Origin of the sequence: Glutamicibacter nicotianae (assembly GCF_006539525.1) — a bacterium.
Classification (GTDB): Bacteria; Actinomycetota; Actinomycetes; order Actinomycetales; family Micrococcaceae; genus Glutamicibacter; species Glutamicibacter nicotianae.
Map to the genome: position 1 here is coordinate 1 of NZ_BJNE01000023.1, position 17,055 is coordinate 17,055.

The 17,055-nt window shown below is 62.2% G+C and carries 14 protein-coding genes; 9 read left to right on the top strand and 5 right to left on the bottom strand.

All coding sequences use genetic code 11. From position 1 onward, the window contains the following. The first annotated feature begins 61 nt into the window (after positions 1-61). The 5 genes from ANI01nite_RS15525 (at position 62) to purU (ending at position 6,120) form a co-directional block, all read left to right on the top strand. Entirely contained in the window at positions 62-1,279 is a 1,218-nt protein-coding gene (locus ANI01nite_RS15525; protein WP_038991586.1) for a sarcosine oxidase subunit beta family protein, read from the top strand. An 11-nt stretch (positions 1,280-1,290) separates the two neighbouring features. Beyond that, entirely contained in the window at positions 1,291-1,590 is a 300-nt protein-coding gene (locus tag ANI01nite_RS15530; RefSeq protein WP_038991587.1) for a sarcosine oxidase subunit delta, read from the top strand. After that, entirely contained in the window at positions 1,587-4,484 is a 2,898-nt protein-coding gene (locus tag ANI01nite_RS15535; protein WP_141359062.1) for a sarcosine oxidase subunit alpha family protein, read from the top strand. Before ANI01nite_RS15530 ends, ANI01nite_RS15535 begins: the two co-directional genes overlap by 4 nt. Then, positions 4,477-5,085, top strand: a complete 609-nt coding sequence (locus ANI01nite_RS15540; protein WP_121867296.1) for a sarcosine oxidase subunit gamma — start codon at positions 4,477-4,479, stop codon at positions 5,083-5,085. The genes ANI01nite_RS15535 and ANI01nite_RS15540 overlap by 8 nt, the downstream gene beginning before the upstream one ends. 174 nt (positions 5,086-5,259) lie before the next feature. Beyond that, positions 5,260-6,120, top strand: coding sequence for a formyltetrahydrofolate deformylase (gene purU / locus ANI01nite_RS15545; RefSeq protein WP_038991590.1), 861 nt, complete (start codon positions 5,260-5,262; stop codon positions 6,118-6,120). On the opposite strand, the gene ANI01nite_RS15550 is transcribed toward purU, so the two are convergent. Beyond that, positions 6,117-6,350 (bottom strand): hypothetical protein, encoded by a 234-nt coding sequence (locus tag ANI01nite_RS15550; RefSeq protein ID WP_141359064.1) that lies wholly within the window; start codon positions 6,348-6,350, stop codon positions 6,117-6,119. The two genes, purU and ANI01nite_RS15550, sit on opposite strands and share 4 nt — an antisense overlap. A gap of 4 nt (positions 6,351-6,354) precedes the next feature. After that, the gene (locus ANI01nite_RS15555) at positions 6,355-7,536 is read right to left on the bottom strand and encodes a S8 family serine peptidase (protein ID WP_141359066.1); all 1,182 of its coding nucleotides are present in this window, start codon (positions 7,534-7,536) and stop codon (positions 6,355-6,357) included. 257 nt (positions 7,537-7,793) lie between these two features. On the opposite strand from ANI01nite_RS15555, the gene ANI01nite_RS15560 reads away from it, so the two are divergent. From ANI01nite_RS15560 to ANI01nite_RS15570, 3 genes are all read left to right on the top strand, one after another. Next, complete coding sequence (locus ANI01nite_RS15560) at positions 7,794-9,677, top strand: BCCT family transporter (protein ID WP_073707881.1); 1,884 nt, start codon at positions 7,794-7,796, stop codon at positions 9,675-9,677. Between the two features lie 120 nt (positions 9,678-9,797). Then, positions 9,798-11,009: an NAD(P)/FAD-dependent oxidoreductase gene (locus ANI01nite_RS15565; protein ID WP_141359068.1), complete on the top strand. Its 1,212-nt coding sequence runs from the start codon at positions 9,798-9,800 to the stop codon at positions 11,007-11,009. A 45-nt stretch (positions 11,010-11,054) separates the two neighbouring features. After that, the gene (locus ANI01nite_RS15570) at positions 11,055-11,504 is read left to right on the top strand and encodes a universal stress protein (protein WP_141359070.1); all 450 of its coding nucleotides are present in this window, start codon (positions 11,055-11,057) and stop codon (positions 11,502-11,504) included. Here ANI01nite_RS15570 and ANI01nite_RS15575 read toward each other — a convergent pair. Next, positions 11,501-11,854, bottom strand: coding sequence for a CHY zinc finger protein (locus ANI01nite_RS15575; RefSeq protein ID WP_141359072.1), 354 nt, complete (start codon positions 11,852-11,854; stop codon positions 11,501-11,503). The two genes, ANI01nite_RS15570 and ANI01nite_RS15575, sit on opposite strands and share 4 nt — an antisense overlap. Before the next feature lie 171 nt (positions 11,855-12,025). Here ANI01nite_RS15575 and ANI01nite_RS15580 point away from each other — a divergent pair, with 171 nt between their 5' ends. Continuing rightward, complete coding sequence (locus tag ANI01nite_RS15580) at positions 12,026-13,402, top strand: MFS transporter (RefSeq protein ID WP_141359074.1); 1,377 nt, start codon at positions 12,026-12,028, stop codon at positions 13,400-13,402. 222 nt (positions 13,403-13,624) lie between these two features. On the opposite strand, the gene ANI01nite_RS15585 is transcribed toward ANI01nite_RS15580, so the two are convergent. Both ANI01nite_RS15585 and ANI01nite_RS15590 read right to left on the bottom strand, forming a co-directional pair. Beyond that, the gene (locus tag ANI01nite_RS15585) at positions 13,625-14,269 is read right to left on the bottom strand and encodes an ABC transporter ATP-binding protein (protein WP_141359076.1); all 645 of its coding nucleotides are present in this window, start codon (positions 14,267-14,269) and stop codon (positions 13,625-13,627) included. Continuing rightward, positions 14,266-16,311, bottom strand: a complete 2,046-nt coding sequence (locus tag ANI01nite_RS15590; protein ID WP_141359078.1) for a bacteriocin-associated integral membrane family protein — start codon at positions 16,309-16,311, stop codon at positions 14,266-14,268. The genes ANI01nite_RS15585 and ANI01nite_RS15590 overlap by 4 nt, the downstream gene beginning before the upstream one ends. Positions 16,312-17,055: the final 744 nt, after the last annotated feature.

The following is a 17,055-nucleotide window of genomic DNA, read 5'->3' on the forward strand; positions in this document are numbered from 1 at the left end:
TTCTGGCCTTGGCTGAAGCCCACCCACTCTACCCAAATCTCAAGAAAGTAGCGGAATAATCATGGCTGATTTGCTCCCAGAACACCCGGAATTCCTCTGGAACAATCCGGAACCGAAGAAGTCCTACGACGTAGTCATCGTCGGCGGCGGCGGGCACGGCCTGGCCACCGCCTACTTCCTGGCCAAGAACCATGGCATCACCAATGTGGCGGTACTGGAAAAGGGCTGGCTGGCCGGCGGGAACATGGCCCGCAACACCACCATCATCCGTTCCAACTACCTCTGGGACGAGTCGGCAGGCATCTACGAGAAGTCGCTGAAGCTGTGGGAACAGCTGCCCGAGGACCTGGAATACGACTTCCTGTTCTCCCAGCGCGGCGTGATGAACCTGGCCCACACCCTCGGGGATGTGCGCGAATCAGTGCGCCGCGTGGAAGCCAACAAGCTCAACGGCGTGGACGCCGAATGGCTGGACCCATCGCAGGTCAAGGAAGCCTGCCCGATCATCAACGTGAGCGACAACATCCGCTACCCGGTCATGGGCGCGACCTGGCAGCCGCGCGCCGGCATCGCCAAGCACGACCACGTGGCCTGGGCCTTCGCCCGCAAGGCCAACGAAATGGGCGTTGACATCATCCAGAACTGCGAAGTCACCGGATTCATCAAGGATGGCGAGAAGGTCACCGGCGTGAAGACCACCCGTGGCACCATCAATGCCGGCAAGGTCGCTCTCGCCGGTGCCGGGCACTCCTCTGTGCTGGCCGAAATGGCAGGCTTCGAGCTGCCCATCCAGTCCCACCCGCTGCAGGCCCTGGTCTCCGAGCTGTTCGAGCCGGTGCACCCGACGGTGGTCATGTCCAACCACATCCACGTCTACGTCTCCCAGGCTCACAAGGGCGAACTGGTCATGGGCGCGGGCATCGACAGCTACAACGGCTACGGCCAGCGCGGCGCGTTCCACGTGATCGAGGAGCAGATGGCTGCCGCGGTGGAACTGTTCCCGATCTTCGCCCGGGCGCACGTGCTGCGCACCTGGGGCGGCATCGTGGACACCACCATGGACGCCTCGCCAATCGTCTCCAAGACCCCGATCCAGAACCTGTACGTGAACTGCGGCTGGGGCACCGGCGGGTTCAAGGGCACCCCGGGCGCCGGCTTCACCATGGCGCACACCATCGCCCACGACGAGCCTCATGAGCTGAACAAGCCGTTCAGCCTGGAGCGCTTCGAAACCGGCCACCTCATCGACGAGCACGGCGCAGCAGCCGTCGCACACTAGGAGCAACCGCCATGATGCTGATTGATTGCCCGAACTGCGGGCCACGCAACGAGAACGAATTCAAATACGGGGGAGAAGCCCACGTTGCCTACCCGGAGGATCCGAACGCGCTGAGCGACAAGGAATGGTCGCGCTACTTGTTCTACCGGCAGAACAAGAAGGGCATCTTCGCCGAACGCTGGGTCCACTCCGGCGGCTGCCGCAAGTGGTTCAACGCCCTGCGCGACACCGTCACCTATGAATTCAAAGCCGTCTACCGTGCCGGCGAAGCACGTCCAGAAATCCAGGCCACCGAAGGAGGCACCCGATGAGCAAGTCCCAGCGCCTTGCCGCCGCGCACAGCGCCGGCGCCCGCATTAACCGCGAGGAAGCACTGGCCCTGAGAGTGAACGGGCAGCAGCTTTCCGCCTTCCGCGGCGACACCGTGGCCAGCGCAATGCTGGCCAACGGGATGCGTTCATGCGGCACCTCGCTGTACCTGGACCGCCCGCGCGGCATCTTCGCCGCCGGCGTCGAGGAACCCAACGCGCTGATCACCGTCGACGCCCGGCACAGCCAGGACATCGCCGAGTCGATGCTGCCTGCCACCACCGTCCCGGTCACCGAATCGATGAACGCCACCCTGCTCTCCGGACTGGGTGTGCTGGATCCGAACGAGGACCCCGCCTACTACGACCACGTCCACGTGCATACCGACGTGCTGGTGGTCGGCGCCGGGCCTGCAGGCCTGGCCGCTGCCCGCGAGGCCTCGCGCTCCGGCGCCCGGGTAATGCTGCTCGACGAGCGCGCCGAAGCCGGCGGCACCCTGCGCGATGCTTCCGGCGAGCAGATCGACGGCGTGGACGCCGCGGCATGGATCGACACGGTCGCCGCCGAATTGGCAGCCGCCGAGGAGACCACCCACCTGCAGCGCACCACCGTCTTCGGGTCCTACGACGCGAACTACCTGATCGCAGCGCAGCGCCGCACCGTGCACCTGGACGGCCCGGCAGGGGCGGGCGTCTCGCGCGAACGCATCTGGCACATCCGCGCCCAGCAGGTAGTGCTGGCCACCGGCGCCCACGAACGCCCGATCGTCTTCGAGAACAACGACCGTCCGGGCATCATGCTCGCCGGCGCGGTGCGCAGCTACCTGAACCGCTACGGCGTGCGCGCCGGTCAGCAGATCGTGGTGGCCACCACTAACGACTCGGTCTACCCGCTGGTCTCCGAGCTGGCAGCCACCGGCGGGGTAGTTGCAGTGATCGACGCACGCACCACCGTCTCTGCGGCCGCCACAGAAGCAGTGGCCGCCGGGGTCACCGTGCTGACCGGCTCCGTCGTGGTGGACACCGAAGCGGATGCCTCCGGCGAGCTTTCGGCAGTGATCGTCGCCGAGCTGGACGAGCAGCGCAACCTCGGCGCGCCGCAGCGCTTCGAGGCCGACGTGCTGGCCGTGGGCGGCGGCTTCAACCCGGTGGTGCACCTGCACTCCCAGCGCCAGGGCAAGCTGGACTGGGACACTGCGATCCATGCCTTCGTCCCGGCCGCCGCGGTGGCCAACCAGCACCTGGCCGGCGCTGTCACTGGCCGCTTCGACACCGCCAGCGCGCTGAGCACCGGGGCCGCCACCGGCGCCGCGGCAGCCAGCGCAGCAGGCTTCCAGCGCATCGCAGAAGTTCCGCAGGCGGTAGCCGTCCCGGCCGGGGAAACCCGTCCGGTCTGGCTGGTGCCGTCGCTGAACGGCGACGACGCGGCGAACTACAAGACCCACTTCGTGGATCTGCAGCGCGACCAGTCCGTGGCCGACGTGCTGCGCGCCACCGGCGCCGGCATGCAGTCCGTGGAGCACATCAAGCGGTACACCTCGATCTCCACCGCCAACGACCAGGGCAAGACCTCGGGCGTCGCGGCAATCGGCGTGATCGCCGCGGTGCTGGGCATCGAGAACCCGGCACAGATCGGCACTACCACCTTCCGCGCACCGTACACCCCGGTGGCCTTCGCAGCGCTGGCCGGACGCACCCGCGGGCAGCTGCTGGATCCGGCACGCATCACCCCGATGCACTCCTGGCATGTGGAGCACGGCGCCGAATTCGAGGACGTCGGGCAGTGGAAGCGCGCCTGGTACTACCCGCAGCCGGGCGAGAGCATGGACGAGGCGGTCTACCGCGAATCCGCCGCGGTGCGCGCTTCGGTGGGCATGCTCGATGCCACCACGCTGGGCAAGATCGAGATCCGCGGCAAGGACGCCGCCGAATTCCTCAACCGCATCTACACCAACGGCTACACCAAGCTGAAAGAGGGCATGGGACGCTACGGCGTGATGTGCAAGGCCGACGGCATGATCTTCGACGACGGCGTGACCCTGCGCCTGGCCGAGGACCGCTTCCTGATGCATACCACCACCGGCGGCGCCGCCGACGTGCTGGACTGGCTGGAAGAATGGCTGCAGACCGAATGGCCTGAACTGGACGTCACCTGCACCTCGGTGACCGAGCAGCTGGCCACCGTCGCGGTGGTCGGACCGAAGTCCCGGGAGGTCATCGCGAAGCTGGCCAGCTCGGTGGACGTGTCCAACGAGGGTTTCAAGTTCATGGCCTTCAAGGACGTGGTGCTGGACTCCGGGATCGAGGCGCGGATCAGCCGCATCTCCTTCTCCGGCGAACTGGCCTTCGAGATCGCGATCCCTGCCTGGCATGGGCTGCGCGTCTGGGAAGATGTGTACGCCGCCGGCGAGGAATTCAACATCACCCCGTACGGCACCGAAACCATGCACGTGCTGCGCGCCGAGAAGGGATTCATCATCGTCGGCCAGGATACCGACGGCACGGTGACCCCGCAGGATGCAGGCATGGAATGGGTGGTCTCCAAGCTCAAGGACTTCGTCGGCAAGCGCTCCTACAGCCGCGAAGACAATGTGCGCGAGGACCGCAAGCACCTGGTTTCGGTGCTGCCGGTGGACTCTTCGCTGCGCCTGCCCGAAGGCGCCGCGCTGGTGGCCGCCGACGCGCTGGCCACCGATGGCATCACCCCGATGGAAGGCTGGGTCACCAGCTCGTACAACTCGCCGGCCCTGGGGCGCACCTTCGGCCTGGCGCTGATCAAGAATGGGCGCAACCGCATCGGCGAAGTGCTCAAGACCCCGGTCGGCGGCCAGCTGGTCGACGTCCAGGTCTCCGAACTCGTTCTCTTCGACCCGGAAGGAAGCCGCCGTGATGGCTAACGACACCCTGATTGACACCGACGTGCGCCGCTCGCCGGCGCAGCACCTGGCAGCCCAGATGGAGGCGGCCAGCGTCGCCGGCCGCGTGTCCCTGCGCGAAATCGCCTTCACCACCCAGATCTCGCTGCGCAGCGCACCGGGCGGGGCAGCCCACGCGGCGCTGTCCGCGGCCACCGGCGTGGGCCTGCCCGCCACGGTGGGCGAGGTGGCCGGCGACGTGTCGGGCACTGCGGTGCTCTGGCTGGGCCCGGACGAGTTCCTGGCCACCAGCCCGGAGAACATCGAGCTGGCAGGTGCGCTTGCCGCCGCCCTGGGCGATGAGCCCGGGCAGGTGGTCGACCTCTCGGCCAACCGCTCGGTGCTGGAACTGGAAGGCCCGGATGCGCCGCTGGTGCTGCGCAAGAGCTGCCCGGCGGACCTGCACCCGCGAGCCTTCGGCGTGAACCAGGCGATCACCACCTCGCTGGCGAACATTCCGGTGCTGCTGTGGCGCACCGGCGAAACCAGCTGGCGGATCTTCCCGCGCGCCTCCTTCACCGAGCACACCGTGCACTGGCTGATCGACGCCATGGCGGAGTTCGCCGTACCACCGGTGGCCTAGCCGCACCGGCTGATCCGGCCCCGTCCCGACGCCGGGGCGGGGCCGGACTGGCCTGTATCAGCAAACACGCAAGCACAAGCATGCACAGCAACAATCCGGCCAGTTCGTGGCGTTCGGACACCGGCTCTGGCACAGTGCTGTCTAACCCGCTAGCCGAAAGGACCTGAAGCAATCATGAGCGAGCAAATCCGCCACGTGCTGACCCTGCAATGCCCCGAGGGAATGGGGATCGTCAACGCGGTCACCGGATTCCTGCTGAAGCACGAACGCACCATCGTCGAGCTCAAGCAATTCGACGACATGGCCGCCGGCCGGCTCTACCTGCGCGTGGACTTCGCCGGCGAGGGGCAGGCCGACCTGCTGGAGCAGATGCGTGCAGAATTCGCCGAGGTCGCCCAGCAGTTCGAGATGGACTGGCAGCTGCGCGAACGCGGTGAGAAGACCAAGGTGCTGATCATGGTCTCGAAGTTCGACCATTGCCTCAACGACCTGCTCTTCCGTGCCCGCACCGGCGAATTGCCGATCGAGATCGTCGCGGTGGTCTCCAACCACCCGGACAGCCGGTCGCTGGTCGAGTGGCACGGCATCCCGTACTACCATGTGCCGATCTCCAAGGAGACCAAGCCGCAGGCCGAGGCGGAGCTGCTCTCGCTGATCGCCAAGCACGAAGCGGAGCTGGTGGTCCTGGCCCGCTACATGCAGGTGCTCTCCGACGAGCTCTCGCGCGAGTTGACCGGCAAAACGATCAACATCCACCACTCCTTCCTGCCTTCCTTCAAGGGCGCCAAGCCATACCACCAGGCCTGGGAGCGCGGCGTGAAGACCGTGGGCGCCACCGCCCACTACGTGAACTCCGAGCTGGATGAGGGCCCGATCATCGCCCAGCAGGTCGTCGAGGTGGATCATACCTTTGGCCCGCAGGACCTGGTGGCCGCCGGCCGCGACACCGAGTGCAAGGCGCTGTCCAATGCGGTGCGCTGGCACTGCGAGGGCCGGGTCTTCCTCTACGGAAACCGCACGGTCATCCTGCGCTAGGCATCATCATCCAAGGCCCGGTACTGCTGCTGGGCATCAACCGATTCCACCGCCGATATGCTGCGCAACTTCTCGGCAACATCCTCGCTGCCCTCGCCAATTACCTGGCCGAGGGCGGCGAGCACCTGCTTAACTTGCAATCCGCGGGACTGCAGTTCGCTGACCACCGGTTCCAGCGGATGCTGGGTGGAAATGGTGATGACATAGACGTGCACTTCGGCGCCGGACATGCCGCTACGCTTCCTGTGAGGCCGGGGCCTGGACCAGCCCGGCTCCGGCATCCTCGGCCGGCAGCGGGATATCGCGGGAGGTGGACAGCAGCTTGTCCCACAGCTCCTGGGCACGCAGCCCGGTGGATTCGGCCAGCAGCGCTGCCACGCCGGCCACATGCGGGGTGGCCATCGAGGTGCCGCTGATGGTGTTGTACCGCTTGGCGCCGGGCCACGAAGAGTAGATAGCAACGCCGGGGCCTGCAATATCCACCTCGCCGCCGTCGGTGTCCAACGCCTGGGCCGAGAAGTCCGCCACGGCCAGCTTCGAGTCCAAAGCCGCTACGGCCATGATGTACGGGCTGTTGGCCGGTGCGCCGACGAATCCCGGGTTCCCGGCAGAGCGCTGTGCATTATTTCCGGCGGCCGCCACGATCAAGGAGCCCAGCTCCAAGGCGCGGCGTCCGGCAGTGACATAGGGTGGGTGCACAGTTCTCACATCAGCACCCAGCGACATGGAGATGACCTCGCACTTGTTTTCCAGTGCCCAGTTGATGCCGGCCAGGATCGTGGAGTCCGAACCTGAGCCATCGGCGCCCAGCACCTTTCCAGCGAATATATTGGCTTCCGAGGCGACCCCGTAGCCCGGACCCTGCTGCGGTTCGCGCGGACCGCAGGCGCTGCCGATGCAGTGGGTGCCATGTCCATGGCCGTCAGTGGCGTCCTCGCCTGCGACAAAGGACTTGGCGGTCACCGTGCGGCCTGCGAAGTCCGGATGCGCACTGTCAAAACCGGTATCCAAGACGGCCACGTTGATGCCCTTGCCGGTGTAGCCCGAAAGCGAAGCGCCTACGGCCTGCAGGCCCCAGGTGAGTTGGCCGGTGTCCGCATAGGAGTCCGTAGCGGCCGGGGCATCGGGCAGGATCCGGTAGACCAGCTCGGGTACCACCGAGGCTGGCAGCTTGTGCCCTGCGCAGCGCTGGCGGAAGTCCTCAAGCTGGTCAGCCGAGCTGGTGACCACAGCGATGCCCAGCATTGGGAAGTACTCGGTACTGGAATAGCCCTGTTCAGCCAGCAGCTGCGGAAGTTCCGATTCGCGCTGGGCTGCTGCGATGCCCGGGGCTCCGGATTCCTGCCGGTCGAAGACCAAGACGTAGCGGTTGGGAATTTCGGCGACGGTCGCTTGACGGACCTGGTTGCTGTACATGACGGGGCTCCTTACTGGTTCCGAGAGGCTTTCATGCCAAGGCCTACGAGGTACCTCGCACTGTACCCGGCGGCATGGACAAACTGCCATGCTTGGCAACAAGCACCTATGCAGCGCACAGCAACCGCGGCGCACGGCCCGGCGATGCCCGACGGGCAGAAAGAAGTCACTATTCTTCGCTGGCCACTTGAATCTTCGCGGCGAAAGAACAAGGGTGGAAGTCCTAGGGCATTTCTCTGAGTGAAGGAGCCTGGACCATGACGAAGAACATTGACGAAGTTGAACCTCCCGAAGCAGATAATGGGCAGCACGCAAATGCTGTGCTGGAAGCATCCCCGCATACCGCGCCGATCCCGGTGCACATGCACATTGCCGAGGACGACACCGACGAGCAGATCACCGCGAAGCTGCGCCGGCAGGGCGTGCGCCTAGGCAAGGGCGGGATCGCCCCTGCGGTCTTCTGGCCGGCGCTGCTGGTGATCCTGGCTGTGGCGGTCTTCGCGATCCTCGCGCCCAATGCGGCGGACACGACTTTCAACGCCGTGCAGAACTGGATCGTAGCCAACCTGGGCTGGTACTACATGCTGATCATCGGCGGCTTTGTGGCGCTGGTGATCGCCATCGGCTTCTCCAAGCTCGGGCGGATCACCCTGGGCAATGACGGAGAGAAACCCGAATTCGGCTTGTTCAGCTGGTTCGCGATGCTCTTCGCCGCCGGCATGGGCATTGGCCTGGTCTTCTACGGGGTCGGCGAACCTCTGATGTACGCCACCGTGGATCCGAAGCCGGGTTGGGAAGGCAGCGAATCGGAGCTGGCCGGACTGGCCATGGCGCAGACCTTCATCCACTGGGGCCTGCACCCGTGGGCCATCTACGCGGTGATCGGCTTGGCTTTGGCCTACGCGATCCACCGCCGCGGGCGCCCGGTGTCCATCCGTTGGGCGCTAGAACCGATCCTGGGAGATCGGGTCAAGGGCTGGCTGGGAGATGTGATTGATGTACTGGCCATCTTCGGCACGGTGTTCGGCGTGGCCACCTCGCTGGGCCTGGGCGTGCAGCAGATCAGCTCGGGCATGAAGGCGATCGGACTGGTCGGTTCGGTGGATAACACGCTGCTGGTCATCCTGATCGTGGTCATCACGTTCCTAGCCACCATGAGCGTGGTCAGCGGCCTGGGCGCCGGGATCAAGTGGCTGTCGAACATCAACCTGTCCATGGCAGGCCTGCTGATGATCAGCGTGCTGCTGCTGGGCCCGACGCTGTTCCTGTTCCAGAATTTCGTGCAGTCCCTGGGCGTGTACCTGGCCAACTTCATGAACATGACCTTCGACGTGGGTGCCTTCCAGCAGGGTGAGGAATCGGCCACCTGGTTCTCCAGCTGGACGGTCTTCTACTGGGGCTGGTGGATCGCCTGGGCGCCGTTCGTGGGCATCTTCATCGCCCGCATTTCGCGCGGGCGTACCGTGCGCCAGTTCGTCACCGGCGTGCTGCTGGTGCCGACCATAGTCGGTTTCCTCTGGTTCTCGGTCATGGGCGGCTCGGGGCTGTACCGCCAGTTCTTCGGCGCCGGGGATATGGTCGAGGATGGCGCGGTCTCCGCGGAGGGGTCGCTGTTCCAGGTGCTTGAAGCCTTGCCGCTGGGTTCGATCCTGTCGGTGGTGGCGATCTTGCTGGTCGCGATCTTCTTCATCACCTCTTCGGACTCCGGCTCGCTGGTGGTCGACATGCTCGCCTCCGGCGGGCACCCGAACCCGCCGACCTGGTCCAGGGTGCTGTGGGCGGTGCTCGAAGGCGTGCTGGCCGCTGCCTTGCTGGTGGCCGGCGGGCTGCAGGCGCTGCAGGCCGGTTCGCTGGCCACGGCCTTGCCATTCAGCATCATCATGATCATGATGTCGGTGGCCACGATCAAGGGGTTGCGCCATGAAAGCCGGGCCTTGGAAGTCATCGAGCAGAAGCGCCGGCTGGCGCGGGTCACCGAGCACGTCTCCGATGAGCTGTGGGGCGCCTTGGACGAGCAGCCCGAACTGCGCCGCTACGTCGATGACCGTATCGACTACCGGGTCTCGCGCACGCGCGGGATCTTCGGCAAGCGCGTGGAATCAGAAGCAAAATCCCGGCACGTGAAGCCAAGTGACGACTAGGTCCGTGGCCTTGCCCCCGATGCCTTGCCAAGCAGGGCATCGGGGTGTGAGGATCAAGGTGACAAGCATTATCCACTGGCCGCGGGCCGTCACCGCGGCGGGAAGCAGAGGGGTTGTTCCATGGACCAGGAGTCGATAGTCATCGTTGGTGCCGGGCTTGCCGCCGCCAGTACGGTGGGAGCACTACGCGAGCGGGGACATGCCGGCCCGATCACCCTGATTGGCGAGGAATCGCACCTGCCCTATGAGCGTCCGCCCCTGTCCAAGGGCTTCTTGCAGGGCAATGACGAGCCAGAAGACTTCACCGTGCATGACGCGCAGTGGTACGCAGCGCAGGAGGTCACCCTCCGGCTGGGAACCGCCGCAATCAGCGTGGAGACCGGCAAGCAGCAGGTGCTGCTGGCCGATGGCAGCGCGGTGGACTACGACCAGCTGGTTTTGGCGACCGGTTCGCGGGCCAGTGTGGGCGGCGAGAATCCGATGCCCGGCTATGACCTGCCAGGGGTGCACGTGCTGCGCACCCTGGCAGATGCGAAGTCGCTGCGCGCAGAACTGACCGAGGGCGCGCAGGTGGCGGTCATCGGTTCGGGCTGGATCGGCATGGAAGTCGCTGCCACCGCACGCCAGCGCGGAGCCCGGGTCACCGTCTATTCACCGTCCGAGGTGCCGCTGGCCAAGGTCTTCGGCGAACGCTTCGGGCACTACCTGCTGGAACTGCACCAACGCCATGGCGTGGATGTGCGCACCGCGCGGGCCCAGGGCATCGAGCAGGTTGACGGGCACCTGCAGGTGCTCTCCGATGCCGGGTCTTCGCGTGCCGACGTGGTGCTGCTGGCCATCGGTGCCCGCCCCAACCTGCAACTGGCCGAGACTGCCGGGCTGGACGTGGATTCGGGAGTCATCGTTGATGCGTCGCTGCGCACCAGCAACTCCAAGATTCTCGCGGTGGGGGATATCGCCCAGGCTTTCAATACCAGGCTGCGCCGGCAGCTGCGCGTGGAGCACTGGGACAATGCCATCCGCCAGGGTAAGCTCGCGGCCGCGACGCTGATGGGCGAGGAAGAATCCTACGACTGGCTCCCGTATTTCTTCACCGACCAGTTCGATCTGGGGATGGAATACGTTGGGCACAATTCGCCGGATGACACTTCGGTAGTCCGCGGCTCTGTGGAGAGCGGGGAATTTTTGCTGTTCTGGCAGGACGGCCAACGGATCACGGCGGCAGCCAACGTGAACATCTGGGATGTCAACGATCAGCTGCGCGAACTGGTGGGCCGCGAGATTCCAGCCGAACGCCTGGCGGATACGGGCATTGAGCTTGGCGACCTCTAGGATTTTCAGCAAGGAATGGACCGACTAGGAAAGCAGGAATAGCTGATGAGCACCATGGTCGTGGGCGTGGAAAAAGGCATGTCGCCGGCGGTATTGACGGCGGCCGCCTCGCTGGCTCGCGGGCTGGATGCACGATTGGTGTGCATCCATGCAGATTACGGACGCCTGATTACCGACAAGCTGTCCGAAGGCGACTTGCTGGCCTCGGCAGATCCGGTCTCCGAGGAGCTCGCCTGGGAAATCGCTTCGGTGGTGACCGGCGTGGAGTTCGAGAGCTATACGGTGCCCGGTGAACCGGCCAAGGTGCTGGCGGCGGTGGCGGAGCAGCTGGATGCGCAGATGATCGTCATCGGCACCCGCCGTCCGGGGATCCGCAGCAAGATGGCCCAGCTGCTCGACGGCTCGATTGCCGTGGCGCTGGCCCACAAGCAGCATCGGCCGGTGCTGGTGGTTCCGCAACAGCCTGCAGAGGAGAACGAGCTGCCGTGGGACTAGGATCCTGAATCCGCCTCGAAGTACAGGTGCCGATGCGCCTTGCAGCCGGGATTGAACAGAGCCTGGCAGTTCGGGCAGGAATCGGCTTCCAGATATTGGGCGGGGCTCAGCTGCGTGCTGCAGACCCCGCAGAGCACCGCAGGCTCATCGAATTTGTCCGCCGGCCACGGCGTTGCTTCGTGGCCGGCCAGTTCGCCATGGCATAGGTGGCAGGGATAGTAGATGCCGCAGCAGTGGTGCTTCAGCGCAATCACATCGATCAGCGAGTGGTAGTGGGCGCAACGGGTGTGCGCATCCATGCGCACGCCGCGCAACGCGACCTGGTGCGCTGCGTTTTCCCAAGCTGTCATCGTCAACCTTTCCGCGAGTGGCCATGCCATGTGCAAAAATGCACGCTGAATGTGCAGAAACTGCCTCCAACTATGCCTCTTTCCGCCTATCTTTCGCCATGTGATCTAGGCCATACTCGCTGATGAAGCTGGTCCCGCAGGGGGTACCGGCGCAGGCGGAAGGAACGCACAGTGGCAAGCGAAACGTCATCGAAGGCCGAGCGCAAGGGATTGCGCCGGGTCGTAGCAGCCTCCATGGCTGGCACCGTCGTCGAATGGTATGAATTCTTCCTCTACGCGACTGCGGCCACCCTGGTCTTCAACAAGATCTTCTTCCCGGATACCGGCAACGACCTGGACAACATCATCAAGGCCTTCCTGACCTACGCGGTCGGCTTCATTGCCCGCCCGATCGGCGGCATCGTCTTCGGCCACTTCGGCGACAAGTTCGGACGCAAGCACCTGCTGCAGGTGGCGATCGTGCTGGTCGGCGCAACCACCTTCCTGATGGGCTGCCTGCCCACCTTCGATTCCATCGGCTACGCCGCACCGATCCTGCTGATCGTGCTGCGCTTCGCCCAGGGCTTCGCCGTTGGAGGGGAATGGGGCGGCGCGGTGCTGCTGGTGGCCGAGCATGCGCCGAACAAGGAGCGCGGCTTCTGGTCTTCCTGGCCGCAGGCGGCAGTGCCGGTAGGCAACCTGCTGGCCACCGTGGTGCTGCTGGTGCTCTCGGCAACGCTCAGCGAGGCTGCCTTCCTGGCATGGGGTTGGCGCATCGGCTTCTGGCTTTCGGTGGTCATCGTGGTAGTGGGCTATTACATCCGCACCCGTGTTTCCGATGCCCCGATTTTCAAGGAAGCCAAGGCGGAGCTGGAACAGAACGCGGCCGCCGGCTATGGCGTGGGCGAAGTATTCAAGCGCTACCCGCGCGGGGTGTTCACCGCCATGGGGCTGCGCTTCGGCGAGAACATCATGTACTACATGGTGGTCACCTTCTCCATCACCTACATGGCCACCCAGCTGAAGATGGACACCTCCACAATTCTGGGCCTGATGCTTGTGGCACACGTCTTCCACGCCATCCTGGTGCCAATTGTTGGACGCTTCACCGACAGCCGCGGACGGCGCCCGGTTTACGCCACCGGAGTAGTGCTCATGGCAGTGTGGGGCGTGGCAGCCTTCCCGTTGTTCAACACTGGAAACGATGCGGTCATCCTGGCCACCATCATGCTGGGACTGTTCGTGCATGGCCTGATGTATGCCGGGCAGCCGGCCATCATGGCGGAAATGTTCCCGACCCGCATGCGCTACTCGGGTGTCTCGCTGGGCTACCAGGTCACCTCGATTGTGGCCGGTTCGATGGCGCCAATCATCGCAACCTTCCTGCTGAAGGTCTACGGATCCTGGGTTCCGGTCGCCGGGTACATTGTCTTCGCCGCAGCAGTCACCATGGTGGCGGTGTACTTCATGAAGGAAACCAAGGGGCTGGATCTCGGCGAGATCGACGAGGCTGACCGCTTGGCGTTGAACGGCGGGGCCGCTTCGAGCGCCGAAATGAAGATGCAGTAGATATCTGGACGAACGCGGCATGAGAGAGTTCGTCATCCAATAGTGAACTGCTCCCCAGAAGTTGGACTGTAGAAAGTCGCGACAACTTGTGGGGAGCAGTTCAGGCGGACGGTGAACTCTCTCGGGTGGCAGGTGTAGTCTTCCGTCATGCGTCCGCAAACTGCAAGAATCTGGACTGCCTACTGGTGATCCAGATGCGCAGCTTGGCAGAGGTGCATGCTTCTAGGACATGTGGGCAAGGCTGATCGTATTTGCGCAAGCATCGATGACCTGCGCAGAATGCGTTGCAATTATGACTGCGGCCCCTTCTTGGGCCAGCCGGTCCAATTCGCTGAGAACAACCTCCGCATTGGCAGGGTCGAGTGCCCCAGTCGGTTCATCCGCAAGAATGATGGAAGGCTTTTTGACGATGAGCCTTGCAAGCGCAACGCGCTGCTGTTCCCCACCGGAGAGAGAATAGACGGGCTCATTACCTCGTCCGCCGAGCCCCACTCTGGTGAGTGCGGCATCGAAGTTCGCGAACTTCACCGCACGTCTTCCATTGGCTCCTACAGCAATTTCAAGATTCTGATTGATGCTGGAATTTTCGATCAGTGCGTAGTCTTGGAACATGTAGCCTAGGCTATCTCGTCGAAATAGCCTCTGCTTTTCCTTGCCCATCCGTGAAATCCGTTTTTCTCCGGCATGGATAGTTCCTGAATCAAGATCGTCGAGCAACCCGATGCAGTTCAGCAATGTGGATTTTCCTGAGCCCGATGGGCCAGTGAGTGCTGTCAGTTGCTTGGCACGGACCCGGAACGATAGATCCGTGAAGAGTTGGCGTTGCTTGAAAGACTTTGCCGCGTGGCTGACGATAATTTCACTCATGCTGTTTCCTCACTATGGGTACGGAACATGTGCTTGGACTGAACGTGCACTAATCCCAGCAGGATACTGAGATTACTCATGGCTATGAACGCGATGGCCCACGGCTGCCAATGGTTTGCTACTATCACTGATTCGTACGCAACTCCAGAAGTGAATTCAGAGCTGGCTCCGATTGCCAAGATGGTTGATCGGCCGAAAGCCCAGAGTGTGACCAGCAGGAGCAACAATAACTCAGCACGAATCAGCCAACGATGGATCGAGTAGAAACTCCAACCGTGCAAATATCTGACAAGGATCGTTTGCGAGTTGCCGCGAACGTGTATTCGGGCAAGCCCGACGGCAGTGGAAAGCAACACGATGAGCGCTACTAGCGAGCTTCCGATCTTGACATTCAGATCAGATTTTTGATCCGCATAATTGTTGGCTGCAATTTGGGCTATAGGCACATAGGCGGCTATCCAGTTGCCCATAAGCTCAGGAGGGGTTCGCTGGGCGGCGATCACGGGATCTGTCATCAAGACACGGCCATCGCTTGCCAATGCCATGTAGTCGTCATCGCGGATAAGCCCGGAGTCGGAACCTACGATAATCAGAATTGAGTCTGCAACGGCCAGAGAGCCTCCAATAGCGGCAACGTTGGGATCATAGCGAAAGTGCTTTTGTCCCTGTTCAATGGATTCGAAGGAAATTTTTTCTTCCGCTATTGAATCTATTGAAAATTCGCCGATAAAGTCGAGTCTTGCACTTCGGAGCGCTTGACTGTTCTCGGGCATTAACACCCGGATATCGCTCTCCGGAATCTGCTGGACTCTTTCTCCAGATTCTGCGAGCACCTCGTTTCTTGCCAGATATGCATTGTTGATCAATAGAACCGGGATTGAACCATCACCGCGTTTTTCGCCCAACTGATACGGTGCAGATAGTACAGCTCGACCTGCTTTAGCTTCGTTCTTTAGCCAGGCACCTGACTCGAAAGCCAAACGATCCATTTCTTCCGGCGAGGTTCGCCCTTCAAATACAATTGCCGATGCATCTCCAGCTGCGTTCAGCTCTGCTTTGGCGACCGCCGCCTCTTGAGTTGTTTGGAGAGCTCCAAATGCAGATGCGACCAAGGAAACTGCAATGAGAATTCCAGGGACTCTGATTAAGTAGGCAACCGGAACCGCCACTCGGAAGCCTAGGCGCCCCTTTAGGCCGTGAAGTATAGAGGTATCCCAGAGCAGCGTTGCGACGGTCGCGTGAATCGCAATCGCCAGGCCGAGAGCGATTGCAAAAATAATCGACACTCTCTGAGCCAACGGAACGAATTGGTTCAGGCCATTATAGGAATGTAGCCAAAACGTTCCGACGCAACCGAGTACGGCGACTTGGGGGAAAGCTCGTTTAAAAAGGTCCTTAAGTTCGTGGATGAGGACATCATTCTTGCTGGCACCATGAAGCCGCTCTACTGAGTAGCGCTTTATTTGCGCGATGGCTGAAGTACCCGAAAGAACGACGATTAGGAGCATGGTTACCAAGGTTGGCGAGCTCAGAGTTCCTTGGAGAAGGATGCCTAATCCAAGGGAACTGGATACCGGGATTTCTTCTTCTACGGAGAATCCAACTCTTTCGAATTCCTCCACAACTTTGTCTTCAGCTCCGTCGGAGCCGAAGATAAAGTACCTCCCCCGAGGATCTTTTCCTTGAAGATCTTCCACAGGGTAAGTGTTGGTCTGGATACCCTGGCTAAAACGCGGATAACCTTCTGTGATCCAGTGGGACTGTGGCAGATTCTCGTTACCTGTGGCGATATAGAGATTACGAATCTTGGTATCGTGCAGATCGCGAATTTGTTTGACGATTACGGAGGAGCTGTCGTTTGCCAGTTTCTGGGCTAACACTGGAAGCCCAGCTCCGCCTGTGGATACGGTTTGACCGCTCACGAGTATTTGACGTGAATCTGGAAGCGTTGTTTCTTCTAGGAGGATCGACGATGCAAAACCAGCGAACATGGCGTATAAGGCTGCGATAACGACGGCTAGATGAAGCCCTTTGTTTTTCATTTACGCTTTCTGTCGCGCCGGCTGGGAGCCTGGGGAGGCTCCCAGCGGACACAATCGTTTTCTAGCAGTACCGGTAGTACGCGCGGTGCCAGCCGCCCGAAGGTGAGTAGATGGACTCTGCATAAGCCCGGGTATTGGGCGACTTGCAAGTCGAGCGTTTGAGGCCCCCGATATCGCCTTCGGCACTTGCGCCGTGGCGTTTCTCTGTGTCATCAAAGCTTGACCATATGTACCGTGTGTTCCAACCCGGCGCATCTACAGTTCCATAGTTCCAAATTGGGGCCGCGTGGGCTGCCGATGCAGCTGGAAAAAGTAGAGCGAAGCCTAGGAAGATCGCTGCGAATTTTGAACTTCTTTTACTAAAAAAACTGGCTAATGTATCTACTGATCAAATGGTTAGCATGACGAGTGTTGAAATGATAGAAACAACACAAGTGGATATTATCCTGCAGATGGCTTAAATGAAAACTAGAAACAGCCCATTACGATACCGAGAAATTATTGCTGTGAGCCGCACTGCTTTAGAAGATGTCGTTTTGTAGTTTGATCCGGCGAGCGTGTCCTCGATGTAATGGCATCGCAGGGATACTCCCCAGCATCCATGACGGCACCGAAGATCAATTCCCAAACGGGGTTTGCTTTTGTGATGCTTGATTGCCTGCCTTGGGCAATCCGGTTGTGCAGTCGGCGACTTGCTGACATTCTGGCACCTAAGTGCAGATGGCGTTTTGGCGGAGATTATTG

Excerpts from the sequence above, each read along its gene's own strand:
- ANI01nite_RS15525 (WP_038991586.1), top strand. The coding sequence starts at position 62 with ATGGCTGATTTGCTCCCAGAACACCCGGAATTCCTCTGGAACAATCCG.
- ANI01nite_RS15530 (WP_038991587.1), top strand. The coding sequence starts at position 1,291 with ATGATGCTGATTGATTGCCCGAACTGCGGGCCACGCAACGAGAACGAA.
- ANI01nite_RS15535 (WP_141359062.1), top strand. The coding sequence starts at position 1,587 with ATGAGCAAGTCCCAGCGCCTTGCCGCCGCGCACAGCGCCGGCGCCCGC.
- ANI01nite_RS15540 (WP_121867296.1), top strand. The coding sequence starts at position 4,477 with ATGGCTAACGACACCCTGATTGACACCGACGTGCGCCGCTCGCCGGCG.
- purU (WP_038991590.1), top strand. The coding sequence starts at position 5,260 with ATGAGCGAGCAAATCCGCCACGTGCTGACCCTGCAATGCCCCGAGGGA.
- ANI01nite_RS15550 (WP_141359064.1), bottom strand. The coding sequence starts at position 6,350 with ATGTCCGGCGCCGAAGTGCACGTCTATGTCATCACCATTTCCACCCAG.
- ANI01nite_RS15555 (WP_141359066.1), bottom strand. The coding sequence starts at position 7,536 with ATGTACAGCAACCAGGTCCGTCAAGCGACCGTCGCCGAAATTCCCAAC.
- ANI01nite_RS15560 (WP_073707881.1), top strand. The coding sequence starts at position 7,794 with ATGACGAAGAACATTGACGAAGTTGAACCTCCCGAAGCAGATAATGGG.
- ANI01nite_RS15565 (WP_141359068.1), top strand. The coding sequence starts at position 9,798 with ATGGACCAGGAGTCGATAGTCATCGTTGGTGCCGGGCTTGCCGCCGCC.
- ANI01nite_RS15570 (WP_141359070.1), top strand. The coding sequence starts at position 11,055 with ATGAGCACCATGGTCGTGGGCGTGGAAAAAGGCATGTCGCCGGCGGTA.
- ANI01nite_RS15575 (WP_141359072.1), bottom strand. The coding sequence starts at position 11,854 with ATGACAGCTTGGGAAAACGCAGCGCACCAGGTCGCGTTGCGCGGCGTG.
- ANI01nite_RS15585 (WP_141359076.1), bottom strand. The coding sequence starts at position 14,269 with ATGAGTGAAATTATCGTCAGCCACGCGGCAAAGTCTTTCAAGCAACGC.
- ANI01nite_RS15590 (WP_141359078.1), bottom strand. The coding sequence starts at position 16,311 with ATGAAAAACAAAGGGCTTCATCTAGCCGTCGTTATCGCAGCCTTATAC.